Below are 22,534 nucleotides of genomic sequence, written 5' to 3'. Positions count from 1 at the left end.
CCTTCCGGGCCGCCGTCAGTCGATGACAGCGACCGCTTCCACCTCGAACAGCATGCCGTCGACCGCCAGCTTGGGCACGGGTACCAGTGTCTGCGCCGGCAGCGTCGCGCCGAACATTTCCTTGACGCTGCCGGTCAGGACCTCGAGCTTGGACATGTCGTGGTCGACCACGAAGATGGTGAGCTTGGCGACCTGGTCCGGCCTTGCGCCGAGCCCCTCGAGCGCTGCGCCCAGATTGGCATAAGCCTGCTTGACCTGAACCGCGAAGTCGGGAGACAGGCCGCCGGTGCTATCCTGGCCGCCCTGTCCTGAAATGTAGGCCACCCGTGCCCCGGCAGGCACGATCACCGCGGTGCTATAGCCATGCGGCGTCGGGTCGTAGAGGTTCTTGGGGTTGACGATCGTCAGCTTGGCCGCCTGCTCGCTCGCGGTCGCCGCTGTGGAAACGCCCGTGGTCATGATGATGAGTCCTCCGATCATGAGATGTCTGATTGTGCGTGACATGGTGTTCTCTCGTCTCCGAGGCCCGCGCGCGATGCCGCTTGCAGGCCTGCAGGTTTGACCTTTCGCCGTCGCTCTTGCTATTGACTCGTACGGCGTACGATTCATTTACATCGTACGCCGTACGAGTCAATCGTTCAGGATCGACATCCGGCGCGTTGTCGGCGTAAATCGACACTCCAATCAGCAAGGAAGACGCATGGCGGCGAAAGGGAACGGCGGGCAGGGCAAACGCTCCCAGCGGATAGAGTCGGCAGCCCAGGCCGGGAAGAAGCCGGGCGGCGAGCCGTCCCTGTCTCTGGAGCGCATCGTGGCGACTGCGGTCGAATTGCTGGACGCCGAGGGTATCGACGGCTTGAAGATGCGCCGTCTCGCCGACCGTCTCGGTGCGGGCGTCATGAGCCTCTATTGGCATGTCGCCAACAAGGAGGAGGTCTTTGACCTGGCGCTCGATGCGGTGTTTGCCTATCGCGCGCCCCCGCAAAGGATCGAGCCCGAGGACTGGCGCAGGGATGTGGTTCACATGCTCGAAGACTGGCGCGGAATCATGCTGCGCCATCCCTGGTCGGCGTCGCTGCTGCCGCGCCGGGCGCTCGGCGCGAATGTACTCGGCCGCCTGGAAACCATGAGCGAGGTGCTGTCGAGAGCCGGCGTTGCCGACGCGGACATGAATGTCGCGATCTGGTCGCTCTGGAACTACGTGCTCGGCGCCACCGTCACCCGGGCGAGCTTCGCGCTTTCGCACGCCGACCAGGCAGCCGGACAGAAGCGCCTCTCGGCGCTCAGCGAACGCTATCCGACGATCGAGCGCACGCGCCTGCTCCTGGACAGCGATTGGGATGGCACGTTCCGGAAGGGCCTCGATGTCCTGCTTGACGGTCTACCGAGAGGGTAAGGTCTCGTTCGTATGCATCCGGGAAACACAGCGTTTCCCGGATGCGCATTTGCTGCTCATGTGTGCGCCAACTATCTGTTGTGCAAACAGAAAAAGGACAGATCTCATGGAACTCGGGCTTTACACATTTGCGGATGTCGATCCGAACGCGGATCACAAAGGCAGGGAGGGCCAGCGTCGCCTCAAGAACCTTCTCGAGGAAATCGAGCTTGCAGATCAGGTTGGCCTCGATGTTTTCGGGCTCGGCGAACACCATCGGCCTGACTACGCGGCCTCCGCGCCGGCGGTCATCCTCGCGGCCGCAGCGGCAAAAACGAAGAATATCCGGCTGACCAGTGCCGTCACGGTGTTGAGCTCGGACGATCCCGTACGCGTCTTCCAGCAATTCTCGACCCTTGATCTGATCTCGGGCGGCCGCGCCGAGATCATGGCCGGTCGCGGGTCGTTCATCGAATCCTTCCCGCTCTTCGGCCAGTCGCTCGATGACTACGACCAGCTCTTTGCCGAAAAGCTCGACCTCCTGATGGCGCTGCGCGAAAGCGAAAAGGTCTCGTGGGCCGGCGAGATGCGGCCGGCGATCCATGATCGCGGCGTCTATCCGCGGCCGCTGCAGGAGGTGCTGCCGCTCTGGATCGCCGTTGGCGGCACGCCGCAATCGGTAGCGCGCGCGGGCGCGCTCGGCCTGCCGGTGGCGCTTGCGATCATCGGCGGCGAGCCACGCCGGTTTGCGCCGCTCTTCGACCTCTACCGCGAGGCCGCGCGCCGCGCCGGTCAGGATCCGGCAAACCTGAAAACCAGCATCAACGTGCACGGCTTCATCGCCGATACGACCGATCTTGCCGCCGACCAGTTCTACGGGCCGCAGGCGGAAGTGATGAACCGCATCGGCCGCGAGCGCGGCTGGGGACCGACGAACCGGGCGCATTTCGACCAGGCGCGCAGCCCCTCCGGCAACCTCTTCCTCGGTGATCCGGAAACGGTGGCCGAGAAGATCGTCGAGAACTGGAAGCTGTTCCGTAACGATCGCTTCCTGCTGCAGATGGCGATCGGTCCGATGCCGCACGACCAGATCATGCGCGGCATCGAGCTCTACGGCACCAAGGTGGCGCCGCTGGTGCGCAAGGCCGTGGCGGAAGAAAAGGCAGCGGCACCCGCTATCGCCTGAGTGTCGAGGGTCGGGGGCGGTCACCCCCGGCCGTTCCGCTGCGTGCTGGCATAACGCGTCATGACACGCTACATGTGAGCGCGAAAGCGAGATACGGATGACCCTCAACAACGAAGAAGACCTGCTGCGGCTGAAGGAAATCGGCCGCATCTGCGCCAATGCCCTGCAGACGATGGGCGAGGCGCTCGAGCCCGGCATTACCACTGCGGAACTCGATGCGATCGGCCGCAAGGTACTGGAAGAGGCCGGCGCACGCTCGGCGCCCGAACTCTGCTACCAGTTTCCTGGTGCCACATGCATCAGCGTCAACGAGGAAATCGCCCACGGCATTCCCGGCAACCGCGTGATCAAGGCCGGCGATCTCGTCAACATCGACGTCTCGGCCGAAAAGGACGGCATCTTTGCCGATACCGGCGCCTCGTTCCCGGTACCGCCGGTCACCGCCGCGATCGACCGGCTTTGCCGCGATGGCAAGCGGGCCATGTGGGTCGGTCTGAAGCAGGTGCGCCCCGACCAGCCGCTGGCTGCCATCGGCAACGCGATTGGCGACTTCGCCCGCAAGAACCGCTATTCGCTTGTCACCAATCTCGCCAGCCACGGCATCGGCCGCTCGCTGCATGAGGAGCCGACCGAGATCGCCACCTGGCCGGACCCGCGCGAGCGTCGCCGGATGACCGACGGCATGGTCTTCACCGTCGAGCCCTTCCTGTCGATGGGCGCGCAATGGGCCGAGGGCGGCAACGACGACTGGACGCTCTACAGCGACCCGCGCGCGCCGACGGTGCAGTATGAGCACACAGTTGTCGTCACCCGCGGCGGGCCGCTGGTGGTGACACTACCGGGCTGAATGAACCAGGGATACGGCGGCGGCCTGCAGCCTCCGTCGTCCTCCAGACGATTTTTTGCTCCATCGCCGCGGTGCATGATCTGCCGCCGTGATGTGGTGCATCTCACCTTTCCGGTGATTGGTCTAAGCCATTGAAATCGGTGATCGTTCGATTTCTTCAATAGATCCTTCAATTATTGTCGTTTGTCGTCCGTCGTGTTGCGGCGCAATAAAATGATATGACCACGCTCGACCGACCGCTGCAGACCAACATCTCCGCCACCGCGACTGCCGGCGCCATCGCCATGGCCGTCGCCATGGGCTTCGGACGCTTCTCCTATACGCCGATCCTGCCGGCGATGATGGTGGATCTCGGCCTGTCGCCGGGTGATGCCGGGCTCATCGCCTCGGCCAATTTCGTCGGCTATCTCGCCGGCGCCATTCTTGCGGCCTATGGCTGGGCCCATGGGCACGAGCGGCGGATCGGTCTGCTGTCGCTCGTCGCCACGACGGCTCTGCTGGCGGCCATGGGCCTCTCGTCCTCCGTCGTCGTGCTGGCGCTGATCCGTTTCCTCGCCGGCCTTGCCAGCGCCTTTGCGATGATCTTCATCTCCGGCATCGTGCTCGGCCATGGCGTGCTCGCGCGCTCGGAACACGTGCCGGCCGTTCACTTTGGCGGCGTCGGCCTCGGTATCGCGTTTTCATCGCTTTGCGTCTGGGCGAACCCGATCGCGGGTCACGCCGGCCTGACGACCTCCATGGGCGACTGGTTTACCGGCGCGCTGGTCGGATTGGTCGGGACGATCGTCGTTACCGCACTTCTTCCCGGCGTTCCGTCGTCCGGTTCTGGTCCGGTGCGCGAAAGGCCGCTGCGCTGGACGCGGCCGCTGACCGTAGTGACGTTCACCTATGCGCTCTTCGGCTTCGGCTATGTGATCACCGCCACGTTCCTCGTCACCATGGCGCGTGATCCGAGCGGCGGCCACAGCATCGAGTTTCTCGCCTGGCTGCTGACGGGGCTTGCCGCAGCGCTCTCCGTCTATCTCTGGCGCTTTGCCGTGCCGCGCTTCGGCCTTGCCGGCGTCTATGCAATCGGGCTGCTCGTCGAGGCGGTCGGGCTGGTGCTGACGGTCAGCCTGCCTTTGCCCTATGCGCCGCTTGCCGGCGGCCTGATGCTCGGCGCAACCTTCATGATGATCACTGCCTATGGCCTGCAGATCGGGCGGAAGCTGGCGCCCGAGAGCCCGCGCAAGGCGCTTGCTTTGATGACGGCTGCTTTCGGTATTGGGCAAATCGTCGGTCCGCTGGTCGCCGGCTGGCTTGCGGAGCGCACCGGCAGCTTCACCGCACCAACCTTGATCGCGGCTGCCGTTCTTTTCCTGTGCGGTGGGGTCATTGTCGTCGAGTTGAAGCGGATTTCACAGGCATTGAGGGCCTGAGCAGCGGCGAAAAAAGACCCTCCGGCACCGGCGCTCGCCTGGATGAAATAACAGTAACGTTTACATTACCCGATTGTTGACGACGGCGCTTTGCCCTAGTTTCGGCGCTTCGGGAGGCGAGTTGTTCGTCTCCACCGAAACGAGAGTGCCGCACTTGTTCCTATCCTTCTTTCCGAAGCCGAAGCTCTTCTTCATTTCCTTTGTCGTCTGGTCGCTGGTTGCCATCGCCTTCTGGTATGGGGAAGGCGAGCAACTGGGCGCAGTCTTCGGCATGCCGCCTTTGCCGTCCGACGCGCCGCCGATCGTCGGCATTTCCGCCTTCTGGTCTCCGGCCTTCCTCTGGTTCTACATCTATTTCGCGCTGGTCACGGGGTTATTTGCGGCGTTCTGGTACGTCTACTCACCGCATCGCTGGCAGAATTGGTCGATCCTCGGATCCGCCCTCATTCTGTTCGTCACCTATTTTCAGGTGCAGGTCAGCGTCGCCATCAACAACTGGTATGGGCCGTTCTGGGACCTGATCCAGGCGGCGGTTTCCAAGTCAAAGGTCGTCACCGCGGAAGAGTTCTACGGCGAAATCGCCACCTTCCTCGCGATCGCGCTCGTCGCCGTCGCCGTGGCCGTCATGACGCGCTTCTTCGTTAGCCACTATATCTTCCGGTGGCGCACCGCGATGAACGAGTACTACATGGCCCATTGGGGCAAGCTGCGCCATATCGAAGGTGCCTCGCAGCGTGTGCAGGAAGACACGATGCGCTTTTCCACGACCGTGGAAGGTCTCGGCGTCAGCCTGATCGACAGCGTGATGACGCTGATCGCGTTTACGCCGGTGTTGATCCGGCTGTCCGCAAACGTCACCGAACTGCCGATCGTCGGCGCCATTCCCTATCCGCTGGTCACCGCCGCGGTGCTCTGGTCGCTGTTCGGCACCGTGTTCCTGGCTGTCGTCGGCATCAAATTGCCGGGGCTTGAGTTCCGCAACCAGCGCGTCGAGGCGGCCTACCGCAAGGAACTGGTCTATGGCGAAGATCACGCCGATCGCGCCCAGCCGCCAACCGTTGCCGACCTTTTCGAGAACGTGCGCCGCAACTATTTCCGGCTGTACTTCCACTATCTCTATTTCAACATCGCCCGCATCTTCTACCTGCAGATCAACAACATCTTTTCGCTGCTGATCCTGGCGCCGTCGATTATCGCCGGTAAGATCACGCTTGGCGCGCTGAACCAAATCTCCGGCGCCTTCGGCCAGGTCACCTCGTCGTTCCAGTATCTGGTTTCTTCCTGGCCGACGATCGTCGAGCTCCTGTCGATCTACAAGCGCCTGCGCGCGTTCGAGGCGACGATCGACGAAGAGCCGCTACCGCATATCGATCAGAAGTTCATCGAGGTCGGTGGTGAAGAGGAACTGGCCTGAGCTTGGCCGAACGCATAGCAATCAGAAGGCGGTTCGACCCGCCTTCTTTTTTGCCTGCTCGATCAGCGGCAGCGCCTGGGCATAGCTGACGCATGCGACGTCGGGCTTGCCGCAGACTTCGCCCAGCAGCCGATCGAGCGCGCGCCAGTAGGCGCCGCCGTTCATTTCGACGAAATGGAAGCCGAGCTGCAGTGGGATGCGGTCGCCCGCATATTCCCGGTCGAAGGCTTTCCTGTAGGCCTCGTAGGTGCGCTCCTCGAAGCGGGCGCTGTCCTTCTTGTTCTCCACACCCATGGAGTGGCGGACGAAGAGATTGTAGTCCATGCCGATGACAGGGCGCTGCGACGGCCCTTCGGGGATCAGCGGCAGTCCGAAACGCGGCAGGCCATCCTTTGTCGTCGGCCAGCCCGGACCCTTGGTCACCAGGCTTGCGTCATAGGTGAAGTTGTCCGCCTTGAGTGCCGGCAGCAGGCCGTCGCTCAGCGACAGATAGGGCGCGCGGAATCCCTTGATCCCGGTTGCGGCGAATTCGGCCCAGCCGGCCGGCTCGGCCTCGGGCTTGTCCGCCTTCTTCCAGGCGTCCTTGAGCGCCGCGTTGAAGGTCGAAAACTCGCTTTGCCAGTCGGCTTTGCTCCAGCCCTTGCCGTCGAAGTGGCCGCAGGCGTGGCTGGCGATGTCGTGGCCGTCGAGATGGGCCTGCCAGATGTGGCCGACGCGGGCCGCGATCTCTTCACGGCTCTGCGCGAAGCCGACATTCGAGCGGCCTGCCTTCTGGCCCGGCGGCTTGTAGAGCGTCTTGCCGTCCGCCCGGGTCATCAGAAAGGTGCAGGAGAGGAAATAGGTGAAATGCGCACCGGTGCGCTTGGCCATCGCCAGGCTTTTTTCCCATAGCGCGTTGTCATGCGCGCCGTCGAACGAGACGATCACCAACTGCCTGTCACCGGCGGGCGCGGTGGCCGGCGACGCCGGCTCGGCCCTGGCAAGAGCGGGAAGAAGGGCGAGCGAGAGGGCAAGCGGAATACGGATCATGATCAACTGCACTGTTTTGGTTTTGTCGCAAATGGTTCGAAAATGCGGCAATCCTTTGATCGGTCTGGAAAAAACGCGCTATCAAGGCTACTCCATAGCAACCTGGGCGGAATCGGTCCGGGAACCGAATACACTGGAAATCAACACGCTTCAGCGGCCAGCTCCCGTCTTTTCCGACGAGCGGCGCTGAGTTTGCCCGATACTCGAACAAAGCGGTGGCCCCATGGCGATACTCGTTCTCGGCATCATTCTTTTTCTCGGCCTGCATCTCATCCGCGTCGTCGCGCCCGGTTTCCGCGCCGGCGTCATCGAGCGCCGCGGCAAGGGCACCTGGATGGGGATCTATGCAATCCTCAGCCTCATCGGCCTCTGTCTGATCATCTATGGCTTCGGCCAGGCCCGCAGCGAAACGGGCATGCTCTACGATCCGCCCGTATTCATGCGCCACATCGCGCTGCTTCTGATGCTTTTTGCCTTCATCTTCCTTGCTGCCGGCTTCCTTCCGGCCGGGCGCATCGCGGTTGCGGTCAAGCATCCTCAGGTGCTTTCGATCAAGGTCTGGGCGCTGGCGCATCTGCTCGCCAACGGCGAGACGTCCTCCGTCCTGCTGTTCGGCTCGTTTCTCGCCTGGGCGGTGATCCTGCGTATCTCGCTGAAACGCCGCGAGCGGGCAGGCGAACGCGTACTGCCGGTGTTCAAATCGGCCTCCAACGACGTGCTCGCCATCATCATCGGCCTCGTCGCCTACGTGCTCTTCGTCTGGAAGCTGCACGAATGGTTGATCGGCGTTGCACCGGTCGTCATGGGCTGATGCAATTTCCAGCAAAAGTGCACCGCGGTTTTGCGTCCGGAATTGCAGTAACAGAAAATTTAGAGCGACGGAGTCGGCCTCGTGTCGGCCATAGGCGCTCTAAATCGCGTCGGCCCCCTTACAAGCGCCGCAAAATCGGGTAGAAGGCGCAAAATCCATGAGAGTGCGGCGGGTGCGGCAAGGACCCCTCGTGCATGCTCGAACAGTTTGAGAGTGTCCGTTTCGCCGATCGTCATATGACCGTTGGCGCGACGGGCCAGTGTGCAGGCAAGGCCGGGGCAATAGATGGCGAACCAAGACGACAGCTTTATCCGCGAGGTCAATGAGGAACTGCGTTCCGACCAGATGAAGAGCATCTGGGCCCGCTTCGGCGGCGTCATCGTGGCCATCGCCGTGCTTATCGTACTCGGCACCATCGGCAAGGTCGGCTTCGATTACTGGCAGGATGGCGCCTCCTCGAAGTCGGGCGATGCGTTCCTGCAGGCGTTGAACCTCGCCAAGGAAAACAAGACAGACGAGGCGCTCGCCGCCTTGAACACGCTGGAGAAGGACGGCTACGGCGCCTATCCGGTGCTGGCGCGTCTGCGCGCTGCCACGCTGCAGGCGCAGAAGGGCGAGACAGAGGCGGCTGCCAAGGCCTTCTCCGCTATCGGCAAGGACAGCAGCGTCCCGGCAGCTATCCAGGAGGCAGCGCGTCTGCGTGCAGCCTACCTGCTCGTCGATACCGGCGGTTACGACCAGGTTTCGGCCGAGGTCGAGCAGCTTGCTACGCCGCAGAACAACATGCGCCACTCGGCGCGTGAAGCCCTTGGTCTCGCTGCCTACAAGTCCGGCGACTACGCCAAGGCGAAGACCTGGTTCCAGCAGATCGTCGACGATGCGCAGAGCCCGCGCAACGTCACCGGTCGCGCCCAGATGCTGCTCGACGTGATCGCCGCGAGCGGCAAGGCCTAAGACGACAGCCCATCCCCACGGGAAGGCACGGGGTGCAAGACCCTTTCGAATCAGCGCATGATCCCAATGTCGGTCTCGACCTTGGGATTGTGCGCTAAAGCGTTTAAAGCAGTTTCAGCAAAAGTGCTTAAGCGGTTTTGCGTTCGGGATTGCCGAGTACAATCGGAACAGTTCCTGCTGGGACTGTCGCTGCCGATGCGGCAGAAAACGAATTTATGAGCGCAGCCGCCTTGTTGGCAGCAGGGCTCCAAGCGGAAACGGATAGATCCATGAGCTTCACCGTCGCCATCGTCGGGCGTCCCAATGTCGGCAAGTCCACCTTGTTCAACCGCCTGGTCGGCAAGAAGCTGGCGCTCGTCGACGATACGCCGGGTGTCACCCGCGACCGTCGCCCGGGGGACGCCAAGTTGATCGATCTGCGCTTCCGCATCATCGACACGGCCGGTCTCGAGCAATCGGGACCCGACACGCTGCAGGGGCGCATGTGGGCGCAGACCGAGGCCGCGATCGACGAAGCCGATCTTTCGCTGTTCCTGGTTGACGCCAAGGGCGGACTGACGCCGGCAGACGAGACGCTTGCCGAAATGCTGCGCCGCCGCGGCAAGCCGGTGGTGCTGGTCGCCAACAAGTCCGAGGCGCGCGGCTCCGACGGCGGCTTCTACGATGCCTTCACGCTCGGCCTTGGCGAGCCGTGCCCGATCTCGGCCGAACACGGCCAGGGCATGCTCGATCTGCGCGACGCGATCGTCGCTGCGATCGGCGAAGACCGGGCCTACCCGCCGGAAGACGACGTGGCCGAAACCGATATCGATCTGCGCCCCACGTTCAAGGACGACGGTGAAGACGAAGAGGTGGAGACCGCCTATGACGAGACCAAGCCGCTGCGGGTGGCGATCGTCGGCCGGCCGAACGCCGGCAAGTCGACCCTGATCAACCGCTTCCTCGGCGAAGACCGGCTGCTGACGGGTCCGGAAGCCGGCATCACCCGCGATTCCATCTCGGTCGAATGGGACTGGCGCGGTCGCACCATCAAGATGTTCGACACTGCCGGCATGCGCCGCAAGGCCAAGGTTCAGGAGAAGCTCGAGAAGCTCTCGGTCGCAGACGCGCTGCGCGCCATCCGCTTTGCCGAAACGGTGGTCATCGTCTTTGATGCAACCATTCCCTTCGAGAAGCAGGATCTGCAGATCGTCGACCTCGTGCTGCGCGAAGGCCGGGCGGCCGTTCTCGCCTTCAACAAGTGGGACCTGGTCGAGGATTGGCAGGCGGTGCTTGCCGATCTTCGCGAAAAGACCGAGCGGCTGTTGCCGCAGGCCCGCGGCATCCGTGCCGTGCCGATTTCCGGTCACACCGGCTACGGCCTCGACCGGCTGATGCAGGCGATCATCGAGACCGACAAGACCTGGAACCGCCGCATCTCCACCGCGCGGCTCAACCGCTGGCTGGAATCGCAGACGGTTCAGCATCCGCCACCGGCCGTTTCCGGTCGCCGGCTCAAGCTCAAGTACATGACCCAGGTGAAGGCGCGCCCGCCGGGCTTCATGATCTCCTGCACGCGGCCGGACGCGCTGCCGGAATCCTATGTGCGCTACCTGATCAACGGTCTGCGCAACGATTTCGACCTGCCGGGCGTGCCGATCCGCATGCACTTCCGTTCGGGCGACAACCCGTACGAGTCCAAGGCGAAGAAGCGTCGCTAAAGATAAAGAGGGAGCGGAAAACCAAACAGGCTTTCCGTCTGCATCCTTCCTAAAGTTCCTGAAAAGTGACCCCGCCGCTCACGCGGCAGGCAGCTTCTCCCGCGCCACGAGCGCGCCGTGATGGCCGATGACGCCGGCAGCGACGCTTGCCGCAAAGGTGGCGGCCTGGGCTGGCTTGTCGCCCGCCACCAAGCGGGAGACGAAGGCGCCGTTGAAGCTGTCGCCGGCACTGGTCGTATCGACGACGCGCTCGACCGGGGTCGCCGGCACATGCTCAACCGGGGCATCGCCGAAGGCGAGCGTCACACCCTTCTCGCCATCCTTGACGACGAGGTTGGTGGCGCCCAGGCTCTTGTAACGGGCAATCGTCGCGTCGATCGAAGCATCGCCGAAATGGGTCATCTCGTCGTCGAAGCTCGGCATCACCAGGGTCGCGGCGCGGGCACCGTCGGTCAGCGTGCGGCGCATGCGCTCGGCATCGTCCCAGAGACGCGGGCGAATGTTCGGGTCGAAGACCACCGTCTTGCCGGCAGCCTTGGCGCGGCGCAGCTCCGACAGCAGCGTTTCTACGGCATCGGGCGCAAGGATCGCCAGCGTGATGCCGGAGAAGAGGATGAGGTCGGAGCTTTCGATCGCGCGTCGGAGGTGCTCGGCGTCGTCGGCAAGCAGCTTGGCAGCCGAGTGCGAGCGCCAGTAGGAGAAGCTGCGCTCGCCGTCCTTCAGATGGATCATATAGAGGCCTGCCGAGCGGTTCTCGATGCGGCGGACGGCCGAGGTGTCGATCGCTTTTTCCGCCATGAAGGCCAGCATCTCGTCGGAAACCGTGTCGGTGCCGACGGCGGAGCAATAGGCGACGGTCCAATCAGCAGGCATGAAGAGCCGCGCATAATAGGCGGCGTTGAACGTGTCGCCGGCATAGCCTTTGCGCAAGAGCCCGCCTTCCGCCTGCATGAGCTCGACCATGCACTCTCCGATCGCAAGCATCTTTCCGGCCAACGACTTTCCTCCTCACAAGATTTCGTCTGAGACGGGATAAGGGTCTCGATCGTTCTCGGCAAGAGATAGTTTCCGGCTGTTTGGTGGCGATCCGTGCGTGGCGGTGAATGGCGTTTACTCCGGCGCCGGGCAACGCTACACCTTTGCGCGACAGACCGTCTTCAGGGGGCTTACATGGCGTCTCGGCAGGTATCGGGTGACGATTGGTGGCGCGGTGCGGTGATCTATCAGGTCTATCCGCGCTCGTTCCAGGATACCGACGACGACGGCATCGGCGATCTCAAGGGTGTCACCCGCAGGTTGCCGCACATCGCCTCGCTCGGCGTCGATGCGATCTGGCTGTCGCCGTTCTTCACCTCGCCGCAGGCCGACATGGGCTACGACGTCTCGGATTACTGCGACGTCGATCCGATGTTCGGAACACTCGCCGATTTCGACGAGATGCTTGGCGAGGCCCATCGTCTTGGCCTGAAAGTGATCATCGACCAGGTGATCTCCCACACCGCCGATCGCCATCCCTGGTTTGTCGAAAGCCGCTCCAGCCGAACGAACGGGAAGGCGGACTGGTATGTCTGGGCCGATCCTAAGCCGGACGGCACGGCGCCCAACAACTGGCTGTCGATCTTCGGCGGACCGGCCTGGGAATGGGACGGGGTGCGCAAGCAGTATTACATGCACAACTTCTTAGGCTCGCAGCCGGACCTCAACTTTCACAATCCCGAAGTTCAGGACGCGGTGCTCGATGCTGCCCGCTTCTGGCTCGACCGCGGGGTCGACGGCTTCCGTCTCGATACGGTGAACTTCTACTTCCACGACAAGCACTTGCGGGACAACCCGCCGCTCGTGCCGGATCCGGATGCCACCAGCAACGATGCGCCCGACGTGAACCCCTACGGCATGCAGGACCATCTCCACGACAAGAGCCAGCCGGAAAACATCGCCTTCCTCGCGCGGTTCCGGGCGTTGCTTGATCGCTACGAAGGCCGCATGACCGTCGGCGAGGTGGGCGACGGCGCCCGCTCGCTGAAGACCGTGGCCGCCTATACCAGCGGCGGCGACAAGCTCAACATGTGCTATACCTTTGACCTCCTGGGGCCGGACTTTACCGCGACCCATATCCGCCGCTGCGTCGAGAACTTCCAGAAGGCGGTGACCGACGGCTGGGTCTGCTGGGCCTTTTCCAACCACGACGTGACGCGCCATGTCAGCCGCTTTGCCCGCAGTGAAGCGGAGCGGGAGAGGGTGGCGCGGCTGGCGATCACACTGCTTTCCAGCCTGCGTGGCTCGATCTGCCTCTATCAGGGCGAGGAGCTGGGGCTGCCGGAGGCGGAGCTTGCTTTCGAGGATCTGCGCGATCCATATGGCATCCGTTTCTGGCCCTCCTATAAGGGCCGCGACGGATGCCGCACACCGATGGTCTGGGAGCAGGCAGCGGCCAATGCCGGCTTTACCGCCGGCAAGCCGTGGCTGCCGGTGCCCGAGGACCATCGGCGGCTTTCGGTCGACGCCCAGCAGACCGGGGACACGGTGCTCGATCACTATCGCGCGACGCTCGCCTTCCGCCGATCGCAGCCGGCACTCAGCGATGGCACGATGCGGTTCCTCGACACGAACAGCGATCTCCTGGCCTTTGTTCGCGAGAAAGACGGCGAGCGGCTGCTCTTCGTCTTCAATCTCACCCGGGAACCGCTGGAGTTTCTGGCGCCGTCGGCGGTTGAGCCCCTGGAATTGCCCGGATATCCGGCACGGCTTGAAGCCGGTAGCATCAGGGTTGCCGGACTGTCGGCCTTCTCAGGGAAGTTCTGATGCGCGTATTGTTGATGGATGGCGAAACCATCGGCCGCTGGGTCGAGATGCGTCTGGCGCTCTGGCCGGATACACCGGCGGCGGATCATCGCGCCGAAGTCGAATCCAGTCTCGCGGAGCGCGACCGCTACGCTTCGTTCCTTTGCGAGGACGAAGCCGGTGTCGCTGCCGGTTTCGCTGAAGCGTCGATCCGCCACGATTACGTTAACGGCTGCGAGACCTCGCCCGTCGGCTTCCTCGAAGGCATTTACGTCTTGCCCGCCTACCGCCGTCGCGGCGTGGCGCGCGCCCTGATCACCGCGGTCGAACGCTGGGCGACAAGCCGGGGCTGCCAGGAACTCGCCTCCGACACGGCGACCGACAATCTGAGGAGCCAAAGCCTGCACATGGCGCTTGGCTTCGAGGAGACGGAGCGCGTCGTCTATTTCCGCAAGGAACTGGCGCCCGCCGTGGCCGACAACTGAGTGCCGCCGCCAATCACCCGATCAGCATGAACTTGTCGACATCGACCAGCCCGCGATCCGAGATCTTCAGATGCGGGATGACCGGCAGCGGCAGGAAGGCGAGCTGCAGGAACGGCTCCTCCAGCGTTGCGCCGAGCGCGAAGGCGGCGTGGCGCAGGTCGTGCAGCGTGTCACGGACGCTCTCATAGGGCTCGAGGCTCATCAGGCCTGCGACCGGAAGCGCGATCTCGCCGGTCACCTTGCCGTCCTCGACGACGACGAAACCGCCCTTGATCTCGCCGAGCCGGTTGGCGGCGATCGCCATGTCCTCGTCGTTGACGCCAACGACGCAGATGTTGTGGCTGTCATGGCCGACGGTCGAGGCGATCGCGCCTTTCTTCAGCCCGAACCCCTGCACGAAGCCATTGGCATGGTTGCCGTTGACGCCGTGGCGTTCGATGACGGCGACCTTGATGATGTCGCGGCCGAGATCGACGCCGGTCTGGTTGCCGACCGCCGGCAGGCGGTAGCGGCGGTGCTCGGTGATGATCTTGCCGGGCAGAACGCCGATGACCGAGGTGTCGCCGTCTGCGACCGGAATGCCGAAGGCGCTGGCATGGACTTGGCCGGCCTTGACGCTGTCGAGCCCGACGGGGGCGACCGTCTTGCGGGTGGCAAAGAGCGCGTCGGTGACGCGGCGACCACCGGAGAACACCGTTTCGGCCTTGCAGTTTTCCAGGCTGTCGATGACCACGAGATCGGCGCGCCAGCCGGGCGCGACCAAGCCGCGGTCGCGCAGACCGAAGGCGCGGGCGGCCGAGATCGAGGCGGCGCGGTAGATCGCCAGCGGCTCGACGCCGGCGGATATCGCCGTGCGGATCATATGGTCGAGGTGACCCTGCTCGGCGATGTCGAGCGGGTTGCGGTCGTCGGTGCAGAGCGCCAGGTGCGGCGACAGCCGCTCGGTGATGATGGGCATCAGCGCATGCAGGTCCTTGGAGACCGAGCCCTCTCGCACGAGGATGTGCATGCCCTTGCGGATCTTCTCCATGGCTTCTTCAGCGCTGGTGCATTCATGATCGGTGCGGATACCGGCTGCGAGATAGCCGTTCAGGTCCTTGCCTGAAAGCAGCGGTGCGTGGCCGTCGATATGGGCGCCCTGGAAGGCATCGAGCTTGGCGAGGCAGACCGGGTCCTTGTGCACAACACCCGGAAAGTTCATGAACTCGGCAAGGCCAATGACTTTCGGATGGTGGCGGAAGGGCAGGAGACGTTCGATCGGCAGGTCGGCGCCCGACGTTTCCAGATGCGTCGCCGGCACGCAGGAGGAGAGCTGGACGCGGATGTCCATGATCGTCTCGAGTGCCGAATCCAGGAAATACTCGATGCCCTCGGTACCGAGCACGTTGGCGATCTCGTGCGGATCGCAGACGACCGTGGTGATGCCGAGCGGCAGAACGCAGCGGTCGAACTCGTGCGGGGTGACCAGCGAGGATTCGATGTGCAGATGGGTGTCGATGAACCCGGGCACGACGATGCGGCCGGTGATGTCGATTTCCTCGCGCCCCTCGTAGCTGCCGAAGGTGCCGACGATGCGGTCGCCGGAGATCGCGATGTCGGAGGCGACCAGTTCGCCAGTGACGAGATCGAAGAACTGCCCGCCCTTCAAGACGATGTCAGCCGGCTCGCGTCCGACGCCCTGATCGATATAGCGTTCCAGCGCTTCGGACATGAGGCAACTCCATTTCTTATACGCGCCCCGGATGTCTCGGCGGGACGACGCTTGGCTTCATTGTTGCGGATAAGAGTAACCCTTCCCCCGTTGCCGGGGAAAGGGTTCTGACAGTCTCGACGAGGCCTGCTTAGATATTGCTGTTGAGAACGGCGCGCAGCTTGCCGAACAGCTCGTCGATTTCTGCCTTGCTGATGATCAGCGGCGGTGACAGCGCAATGATGTCGCCGGTGGTGCGGATCAAGAGGCCGCTCTCATAGGCCTTGAGGAAGGCGGAGAAAGCGCGCTTCGTCGGCTCGCCGGCGATCGGCTGCAGCTCGATCGCGCCGATCAGGCCGAGATTGCGGATGTCGATGACATGCGGGCAGTCCTTCAGCGAGTGCAGGCCCTCTTCCCAATAGGGTGCCAACTCGGCGGCGCGGGTCAAGAGGCCCTCTTCCTTGTAGGTGTCGAGCGTGCCGAGGGCGGCGGCCGAGGCGATCGGGTTGCCCGAATAGGTGTAGCCGTGGAAGAACTCGATCATGTGCTCCGGGCCATTCATGAAGGCATCATGGATCTCGGAGGTGACGAAGACCGCACCCATCGGGATGACGCCGTTGGTGAGACCCTTTGCGGTCGTAATGATATCCGGCTTCACGTCGAAATACTGCGCGGCAAACGGCGTGCCGAGGCGGCCGAAACCGGTGATGACTTCATCGAAAATCAGCAGGATGCCGTGCTTGGTGCAGATCTCGCGCAGTTTCTGCAGGTAGCCCTTCGGCGGGATCAGCACGCCGGTGGAGCCGGCCACCGGTTCGACGATGACGGCTGCGATGGTGGAGGCGTCATGCAGCGTAACGATACGCTCGAGTTCGGTCGCGATATCGCCGCCATGCTCGGGCTCGCCGCGGGTGAAGCCATTCTGGGCCGGCAAGTGGGTGTGCGGCATATGGTCGACGCCGGTCAGAAGCGTGCCGAACATCTTGCGGTTGGAGACGATGCCGCCGACCGAAATGCCGCCGAAGTTGACGCCGTGATAGCCGCGCTCGCGACCAATCAGGCGGAAACGCGAGCCGTCGCCCTTGGCGCGGTGATAGGCGAGTGCCACCTTCAGCGCGGTGTCTACCGATTCCGAGCCAGAGTTGGTGTAGAGAACGTGGTTCATGCCCTCGGGCGCGATGTCGACCAGGCGGTTTGCCAGTTCGAAGGCCTTGGGGTGGCCGAGCTGGAAGGCCGGCGCATAGTCGAGCTCGCCCGCCTGCTCACGGATCGCCTCGGTGATCTTCGGGCGACAATGGCCGGCGTTGACGCACCACAGACCCGCCGTGCCGTCCAGTACCGTGCGGCCGTCATGGGTCGTGTAGTGCATGTCCTTGGCGCCGACGAAGAGGCGCGGTTCCTTCTTGAACTGCCGGTTCGCAGTGAACGGCATCCAGAAAGCACGCAGGTCGTTCGGCGTGTTAAGGCGGTTCGACATTCCAGTTCTCCTCGGTCTCTCTTGTCGTCCGGGCGGTGCTGCCGCCCAAATTTTTACCCTTTGGTCAAACTATCAGGGCGCCGAGGCGCGTCAAGCCTCGCACCGGTCCGCCAGACAGGTCGCGACGGGTCTTGGCGACAGCGAAATTTCGCCGCGCCGCCGGATCTTTTCTCAAGCTTAACTTGTTTGCGGCAACGCTCTGCTGCCATGGCTTGTCGGCTCCGTGGCGCCTTTTGGGTGGCCGGCGAGTTCGGAGTTGGAAACGTGTCGAGGTTCGGGATAGCACACGCGGCGATTGCCGTGCTCTTCCTGCCGGGCCTGGCAAAGGGCGCCGAACTGATTGCTGACGGCCACTTTGACAAAAGACAGGACACGTTCTGGGCGAGCGACGGGCTGGCGTTCGCGCGCGAGAACGGCCGGCTTTGCGTCGAGGTTGCGCGGGGCGGTGAAGCCTGGAGCCAACTCATCGGCACCAATGGCTTGAAGCTCGAGCCCGGTCGCATCTACCGTTTGTCGATGAGGGTGATCGCCGAGCCGGCGCGCAGCGTCCAGGCAAGGGTGCAGCGCGCCGCCGATCCCTGGACCATGGTGGACGAATTCACGATGGAAGGCACGCCGGAGGGCAGCCTTTTTTCGGCGGAGTTCGCGGGGCAGGAGCCGGACGAAGCGCAGCTCGTTTTTCCGCTTGGCGGCGGCGAGGGCGGCCGTGTCTGCCTCGACGACGTCTCGCTGGTGGCGACCGGGGCTTCCTCGCCGGCGGCGCGGCGGGCGGCCGAAGGGCCGGCCATTCGCGTCAACCAGCTCGGCTACCTGACGGATGGCCCGAAGCGGGCGACCTTCGTCGCCGATGCGAAACAACCCATCGATTTTCGACTGTTGGATTCTGCGGACAGGATCGTCGGCAAGGGCAAGACGCAGCCCCACGGTTTCGATCCGACGGCCGGGGTCGAGACGCAGGTTGCGGACTTCTCGGCGTTCAAGACGCCGGGCGACGGCTATCGACTGGTGTCCGGCGACTGGGCAAGCGACCGCTTTTCGATCGGCGAGGATCTCTACACGCGGTTGCGGGTCGATGCGCTATCCTGGTTCTACCCGCAAAGAAGCGGGATCGAGATCAGGGGGGCGATCGCCGGCAAGGCCTATGCCCGATCGGCCGGCCATGTCGGCGTCGCGCCGAACCAGGGCGACAAGGCGGTTCCGTGCCTTGGCGGCGCGCAGGCCGAGGCGCTCTACGGCGGCTGGTCCTGTTCCTACCAACTGGACGTGACCGGCGGCTGGTATGACGCGGGCGACCACGGCAAATATGCGGTGACCGGAGCGCTGGCTGCTGCGCAACTGCTTGCCGCCTACGAACGCGGCCTGACGTTTGCGCCCAAATCGGCGGTGATGCGCGACGGGCTGTCGCGCATTCCGGAAAACGGCAATGGCCTTCCGGATATTCTCGACGAGGCGCGCTGGGAGCTGGAGTTCTTGCTGCGGATGATGGTCCCGGATGGAGAACCGCTCGCCGGCATGGTGCACCACAAGATCCACGATACGGCCTGGACCGCCGCACCGATGCTGCCGGGCGACGACCCGCAGCCGCGCGCGCTTTACCGCCCCTCGACCGCGGCGACGCTCGATGTTGCGGCGGTGGCTGCCCAGGGCGCGCGGCTCTTTGCCGAGCATAACCCGACATTTTCTGCGCGGCTGCTTTCGGCGGCGCGCAAGGCGTGGGTGGCGGCGAATGCCAATCCGGCGCTCCTTGCCCCCAAGTCCGATGGGTTCGGCGGCGGCGGCGACTACGACGACGACAGCATTTCCGACGAGCTTTTCTGGGCGGCGACCGAGCTTTATCTGACGACCGGCAACGGCGAATATCTCAAGACCCTGCGGGCCTCGCCGCTCTGGGAGGCGGATGTGTTTTCGCCCGGCGGCGCTTTCAACTGGCGCGACGTTGCCGGCTTCGCGCGGCTGCAACTCGCCCTTTATGGCAGGGCGCTGCCGGCGGTCGATCAGGAAACGATCCGCAATTCGGTGCTCACGAGCGCTCAGCACCTGCTGTCGCTGCAACAGGCGGAGCCATTCGGTATCGTCTACCGGCCGAACGAGCGCCGCTACGACTGGGGATCGAACCAGTTGATGCTGCAGAACATCGTCGTGCTGTCGGCCGCCTATGATCTCTCCGGCGACAGGGTCTTTCTCGACGGCGCGCGCGAGGGCATGGACTACATCCTCGGGCGCAATGCGATGGGGCTTTCCTACATAACCGGCTATGGCAGCCGCTCGCCGCAGAACCAGCACAGCCGCTGGTATGCCCGTCAGCGCGATCCGCAGCTGCCAAATCCGCCCGTCGGTTCGCTTGCCGGCGGTCCGAACTCGACCTTTGTCGACGACATCGCCAGGGAGCGGCTGCGCGGTTGCGCGCCGCAAACCTGCTATGTCGACGATATCGAAGCCTATGGGTCCAACGAAATCGCCATCAACTGGAATGCGCCGCTCGTTTACGTCGCGTCGTTCCTGGCTGACGCGCGATAGGAGACTGAAAGCGTGACCGGGATTGCCTTTGTCGGAACCGGCTTCGTCGCCGACTATTACATGACGACGCTTGCCAACCATCCGGAGCTGCGGCTCACCGGCGTCTGGGACCGCGATGCCGAGCGCCTCGACGCGTTCGCACGCTACTGGAAGGTTTCGCCCTATGCCTCGCTCGACGCCGTGCTTGCCGATCCCGCGGTGTCGATCGTCGTCAATCTGACGACGCCGGAGAGCCACTATACCGTAAATTGCCGGGCGCTTTCGGCCGGAAAGCACGTCTATTGCGAAAAGCCCCTGGCGATGACGGTGGAGCAGGCGAGCGAACTCGTCGACCTGGCAAGGGCCAAGGGGCTTGTTCTGGCCGGTGCACCGGCCAATGGGCTCAGCGACGCGCAGGCGCTCTGCGCCCGTCTGCTTGCGGACGGTGCCATTGGCACGCCGCGGCTTGTCTATGCCGAGATGGAAGATGGCCCGGTGTTCAAGGCCAACTGGCGCGCCTGGCGCAGCCGCTCGGGCGCCCGCTGGCCGGGCGTGCATGAGTTCGAGGTCGGCTGCACGCTCGAACATGCGGGTTATGCAGCAAGCTGGCTTGTCTCGCTCTTCGGCCCGGTCGCCGAAGTCAGTGCCGTCTCGGCGCTGACCTTTCCGGACAAGGGGCCGGGAACCGAGACGCTGGCGCTCGGGCCCGATTTTTCCGTGGGTTGCCTGACGTTCCGCTCCGGCCTGACGGCGCGGGTCACCTGCGGCCTGGCGGCGCCGCGCGACCGCTCGCTGACGATCATCGGCGAAAAGGGCATGATCGCCGTTCGCGATCTCTGGGACGATCGCTCGCCGATCCATCTGGAGATCTTCGGGGCGAAGCGGCCGCTCCTGCATCGCGGGCTCGACTGGCTGGAGTGGAAACTCGGTCGCAAGCTTCCGCTTCGGCTCTATCCCGGAACCAAGATGCGCTATCCGACGGCGCCATCGGCAAGTGCGCTTCCGGCCTTTCCGTCGCAGATCGATTTCGTGCGCGGCATTGCAGTGCAGGCGCAGGCGCTCAAAGGCGGCGAAACACCGTTTTTCTCCGGCGCGACGGCGCGACATCTGACGGAGGTGGTGTTGGCGCTCAACGGCGGCTGGCGGGACTACCGTCCGCTCGACCTCTAGAGGCGCAGCGTCGGCCACGTTTTGCGTTCCGTTTCGAGGTAGAACTAGCCTGCCTCAGGTGTCCTTGAGCGGACCGTCTCGATGATTTCCAGGGCCTTTATGCTGGCCGATAGCGGCATCAACGGATGTTCGCTGCGGCCATCGATAATCGCCGCGCTTGCCGCCTCGATCTCGAATTGCAGGCCGCTCCCGGGGAAGTGATGATCGTGGCGGGTAAGGCCGGGCAGGGGGATATGCCGGGCCAGCCGGTAGGCCGTTTTTCCGTTTAAAGCCAGTAGCTTGCGCGCCGCGCCGCCGGTGGAAACGAAGAGGCGGCTTGCCTTCAGAAACGGCGTGTCGATAACCAGCGTGCCGCGCTCGCCCTCGATAACGAAGCGATTGTGCCCGTTTCGATCGAAGCCGCAGCCGAGTTCAGCGTCAAAGCCGTCATAGGCCAGCTTGATCTTGGCTGAACTGTCGACGCCGGTCGGCGCGCGCTTCCATGTGCCATCGACGGACCCGGGGTGCCCGAACAGATTGAGGCAAAGGGCGATCGGATAAATGCCGAGGTCGAGCATCGACCCGCCGCCGAGCACCGGATCGAAGAACCGGCTGCCGGCATCGAACGCTTTCTCGTAGGCGAGGTCCGCCCGGACATGGCGGATCGCGCCGAGCGTTCCGGCCGTGAGCAGTTCGCGACCCCTGGAAATCGCCGGAAGGAAACAGGTCCACAACGCTTCCATGGCGAAGGTGCTGCCGGCGGCAGCGGCGTTTGCAAGCGTGCGCGCGTCGGACGACGACGTCGTCAGCGGCTTTTCGACGAGAACGGCTTTGCCGGCGGCCAAGGCGAGGGTGGTCTGTTGAAGGTGCTCAGCATTGGGTGAGGCGACGTAGATCGCGTCGATATCGGGAGAGGCCGCCAGTGCCTCGATGCCCTGATAGCCGCGGATGCCGCCGAAACGCCCAGCGAAGCTCTCGGCCTTCTGCGCGCTGCGGGACGAGACGGCGACGAGGCTCGCATGGGTTGCGAAGCGGAAGTCCGAGGCAAGACTGTTTGCGATCGTGCCGGTTCCGGCGATGCCCCAGCGGACCTTGTCACGCATATCCCGATGTCCGCTTTCCGGCTGATTCTGTCGCGGCGCATCGTGCCCCGGAAGTCTCAAGGCTCGGTAAATGCCAGCAAGCGCCGGCACCTTTCGCGTGCAAACTGGGAAGACTATCCGCCAAAGAATAAGCCCCGCGCGATTTCTCGTGTGGGGCTGTCCGAACGGGTCCGCAGATGCGGACCGAATATCAGGCCGATTTACGGACCGGAGTCTTTTCTGCAGTGGCGCTCTGGTCGTCACCGTAGATTTGATTGAGCGTGCCTAGAATCCGCATGACCGCGTCGGATGAGCTCGAATAGTAAATCGTCTGCGCATCGCGACGGGTGCTGACGAGATTCTGAGCACGGAGCTTAGAAAGATGCTGGGAGAGAGCCGACTGGCTCAGCCCAACCTTGTTGGCCAATGCGCCGACTGCCATCTCTTCCTTCACGAGGGAATCGAGGATGAGGAGGCGCTTAGGATTTGCCATGGCCGAGAGGAAACCGGCTGCTACCTCGGCTTCATCGTGTTTTTCAGGCGAAAGTGGCTGCATTGCGTGCTCCATGCGAAAATTACATCACACGTAGTTATGGTTGACGAAGCAAGATAATTAGTCGTGATGCATAAAAGGGCAACC

The 22,534-nt window shown here is 63.7% G+C and carries 20 protein-coding genes; 13 read left to right on the top strand and 7 right to left on the bottom strand.

Features of this window, described 5'->3' with window-relative positions; all coding sequences use genetic code 11:
- Positions 1 to 15: 15 nt before the first annotated feature.
- Positions 16 to 504, bottom strand: coding sequence for a RidA family protein (locus tag IB277_RS12425; protein WP_060581693.1), 489 nt, complete (start codon positions 502 to 504; stop codon positions 16 to 18).
- Between the two features lie 196 nt (positions 505 to 700).
- Between IB277_RS12425 and IB277_RS12420 the strand changes: the two genes are divergently transcribed.
- From IB277_RS12420 to sbmA, 5 genes are all read left to right on the top strand, one after another.
- Complete coding sequence (locus tag IB277_RS12420) at positions 701 to 1,396, top strand: TetR/AcrR family transcriptional regulator C-terminal domain-containing protein (RefSeq protein WP_090298382.1); 696 nt, start codon at positions 701 to 703, stop codon at positions 1,394 to 1,396.
- A 106-nt stretch (positions 1,397 to 1,502) separates the two neighbouring features.
- Complete coding sequence (locus IB277_RS12415) at positions 1,503 to 2,561, top strand: LLM class flavin-dependent oxidoreductase (protein ID WP_090298384.1); 1,059 nt, start codon at positions 1,503 to 1,505, stop codon at positions 2,559 to 2,561.
- 97 nt (positions 2,562 to 2,658) lie between these two features.
- Positions 2,659 to 3,408 (top strand): type I methionyl aminopeptidase, encoded by a 750-nt coding sequence (gene map, locus IB277_RS12410; protein ID WP_034788960.1) that lies wholly within the window; start codon positions 2,659 to 2,661, stop codon positions 3,406 to 3,408.
- Positions 3,409 to 3,626: 218 nt separating this feature from the next.
- Positions 3,627 to 4,826, top strand: coding sequence for an MFS transporter (locus IB277_RS12405; RefSeq protein ID WP_181432615.1), 1,200 nt, complete (start codon positions 3,627 to 3,629; stop codon positions 4,824 to 4,826).
- 154 nt (positions 4,827 to 4,980) lie between these two features.
- Entirely contained in the window at positions 4,981 to 6,240 is a 1,260-nt protein-coding gene (sbmA, locus tag IB277_RS12400) for a peptide antibiotic transporter SbmA (protein WP_060581794.1), read from the top strand.
- Between the two features lie 21 nt (positions 6,241 to 6,261).
- On the opposite strand, the gene IB277_RS12395 is transcribed toward sbmA, so the two are convergent.
- Positions 6,262 to 7,269: a polysaccharide deacetylase gene (locus IB277_RS12395; protein ID WP_034789068.1), complete on the bottom strand. Its 1,008-nt coding sequence runs from the start codon at positions 7,267 to 7,269 to the stop codon at positions 6,262 to 6,264.
- On the opposite strand from IB277_RS12395, the gene IB277_RS12390 reads away from it, so the two are divergent.
- The 4 genes from IB277_RS12390 (at position 7,268) to der (ending at position 10,734) form a co-directional block, all read left to right on the top strand.
- A complete protein-coding gene (locus IB277_RS12390) occupies positions 7,268 to 7,459 on the top strand; it encodes a hypothetical protein (RefSeq protein ID WP_060609314.1) in 192 nt (63 codons plus the stop codon). The genes IB277_RS12395 and IB277_RS12390 overlap by 2 nt on opposite strands.
- A gap of 33 nt (positions 7,460 to 7,492) precedes the next feature.
- On the top strand, positions 7,493 to 8,080 hold the full coding sequence (locus IB277_RS12385; protein WP_060518793.1) for an NnrU family protein: 588 nt from the start codon (positions 7,493 to 7,495) through the stop codon (positions 8,078 to 8,080).
- A gap of 285 nt (positions 8,081 to 8,365) precedes the next feature.
- Positions 8,366 to 9,034 (top strand): tetratricopeptide repeat protein, encoded by a 669-nt coding sequence (locus IB277_RS12380; protein WP_034788954.1) that lies wholly within the window; start codon positions 8,366 to 8,368, stop codon positions 9,032 to 9,034.
- 269 nt (positions 9,035 to 9,303) lie between these two features.
- Positions 9,304 to 10,734 (top strand): ribosome biogenesis GTPase Der, encoded by a 1,431-nt coding sequence (gene der / locus IB277_RS12375; protein ID WP_034788953.1) that lies wholly within the window; start codon positions 9,304 to 9,306, stop codon positions 10,732 to 10,734.
- A gap of 78 nt (positions 10,735 to 10,812) precedes the next feature.
- Here der and IB277_RS12370 read toward each other — a convergent pair whose 3' ends face one another.
- On the bottom strand, positions 10,813 to 11,730 hold the full coding sequence (locus tag IB277_RS12370) for a sugar kinase (protein ID WP_090298387.1): 918 nt from the start codon (positions 11,728 to 11,730) through the stop codon (positions 10,813 to 10,815).
- A gap of 174 nt (positions 11,731 to 11,904) precedes the next feature.
- On the opposite strand from IB277_RS12370, the gene IB277_RS12365 reads away from it, so the two are divergent.
- Together IB277_RS12365 and aac(6') are read left to right on the top strand one after the other, a co-directional pair.
- Positions 11,905 to 13,536, top strand: a complete 1,632-nt coding sequence (locus IB277_RS12365) for an alpha-glucosidase family protein (protein WP_090298391.1) — start codon at positions 11,905 to 11,907, stop codon at positions 13,534 to 13,536.
- Positions 13,536 to 14,000 carry an aminoglycoside 6'-N-acetyltransferase gene (aac(6'), locus tag IB277_RS12360; protein WP_090298396.1) on the top strand — a complete coding sequence of 155 codons (465 nt, stop codon included), beginning with the start codon at positions 13,536 to 13,538 and terminating at the stop codon, positions 13,998 to 14,000. The genes IB277_RS12365 and aac(6') overlap by 1 nt, the downstream gene beginning before the upstream one ends.
- A gap of 13 nt (positions 14,001 to 14,013) precedes the next feature.
- On the opposite strand, the gene ade is transcribed toward aac(6'), so the two are convergent.
- Positions 14,014 to 15,711, bottom strand: a complete 1,698-nt coding sequence (gene ade / locus IB277_RS12355; protein WP_060528885.1) for an adenine deaminase — start codon at positions 15,709 to 15,711, stop codon at positions 14,014 to 14,016.
- Positions 15,712 to 15,841: 130 nt separating this feature from the next.
- The gene (locus IB277_RS12350) at positions 15,842 to 17,167 is read right to left on the bottom strand and encodes an aspartate aminotransferase family protein (protein ID WP_034788948.1); all 1,326 of its coding nucleotides are present in this window, start codon (positions 17,165 to 17,167) and stop codon (positions 15,842 to 15,844) included.
- Positions 17,168 to 17,431: 264 nt separating this feature from the next.
- Here IB277_RS12350 and IB277_RS12345 point away from each other — a divergent pair, with 264 nt between their 5' ends.
- A complete protein-coding gene (locus IB277_RS12345) occupies positions 17,432 to 19,684 on the top strand; it encodes a glycoside hydrolase family 9 protein (RefSeq protein WP_244546797.1) in 2,253 nt (750 codons plus the stop codon).
- A gap of 60 nt (positions 19,685 to 19,744) precedes the next feature.
- Positions 19,745 to 20,833, top strand: coding sequence for a Gfo/Idh/MocA family protein (locus IB277_RS12340; protein ID WP_210336608.1), 1,089 nt, complete (start codon positions 19,745 to 19,747; stop codon positions 20,831 to 20,833).
- A gap of 44 nt (positions 20,834 to 20,877) precedes the next feature.
- Here IB277_RS12340 and IB277_RS12335 read toward each other — a convergent pair whose 3' ends face one another.
- Together IB277_RS12335 and IB277_RS12330 are read right to left on the bottom strand one after the other, a co-directional pair.
- Positions 20,878 to 21,915 (bottom strand): Gfo/Idh/MocA family protein, encoded by a 1,038-nt coding sequence (locus IB277_RS12335; protein WP_090298403.1) that lies wholly within the window; start codon positions 21,913 to 21,915, stop codon positions 20,878 to 20,880.
- Between the two features lie 190 nt (positions 21,916 to 22,105).
- Complete coding sequence (locus IB277_RS12330; protein ID WP_034788940.1) at positions 22,106 to 22,450, bottom strand: helix-turn-helix transcriptional regulator; 345 nt, start codon at positions 22,448 to 22,450, stop codon at positions 22,106 to 22,108.
- Positions 22,451 to 22,534: the final 84 nt, after the last annotated feature.

Origin of the sequence: Ensifer sp. ENS07 (assembly GCF_014852185.1) — a bacterium.
Classification (GTDB): domain Bacteria; phylum Pseudomonadota; class Alphaproteobacteria; order Rhizobiales; family Rhizobiaceae; genus Ensifer; species Ensifer adhaerens.
The sequence above is the reverse complement of the archived record's forward strand: the minus strand, read 5'-3'. Positions and strand labels throughout refer to the sequence as shown.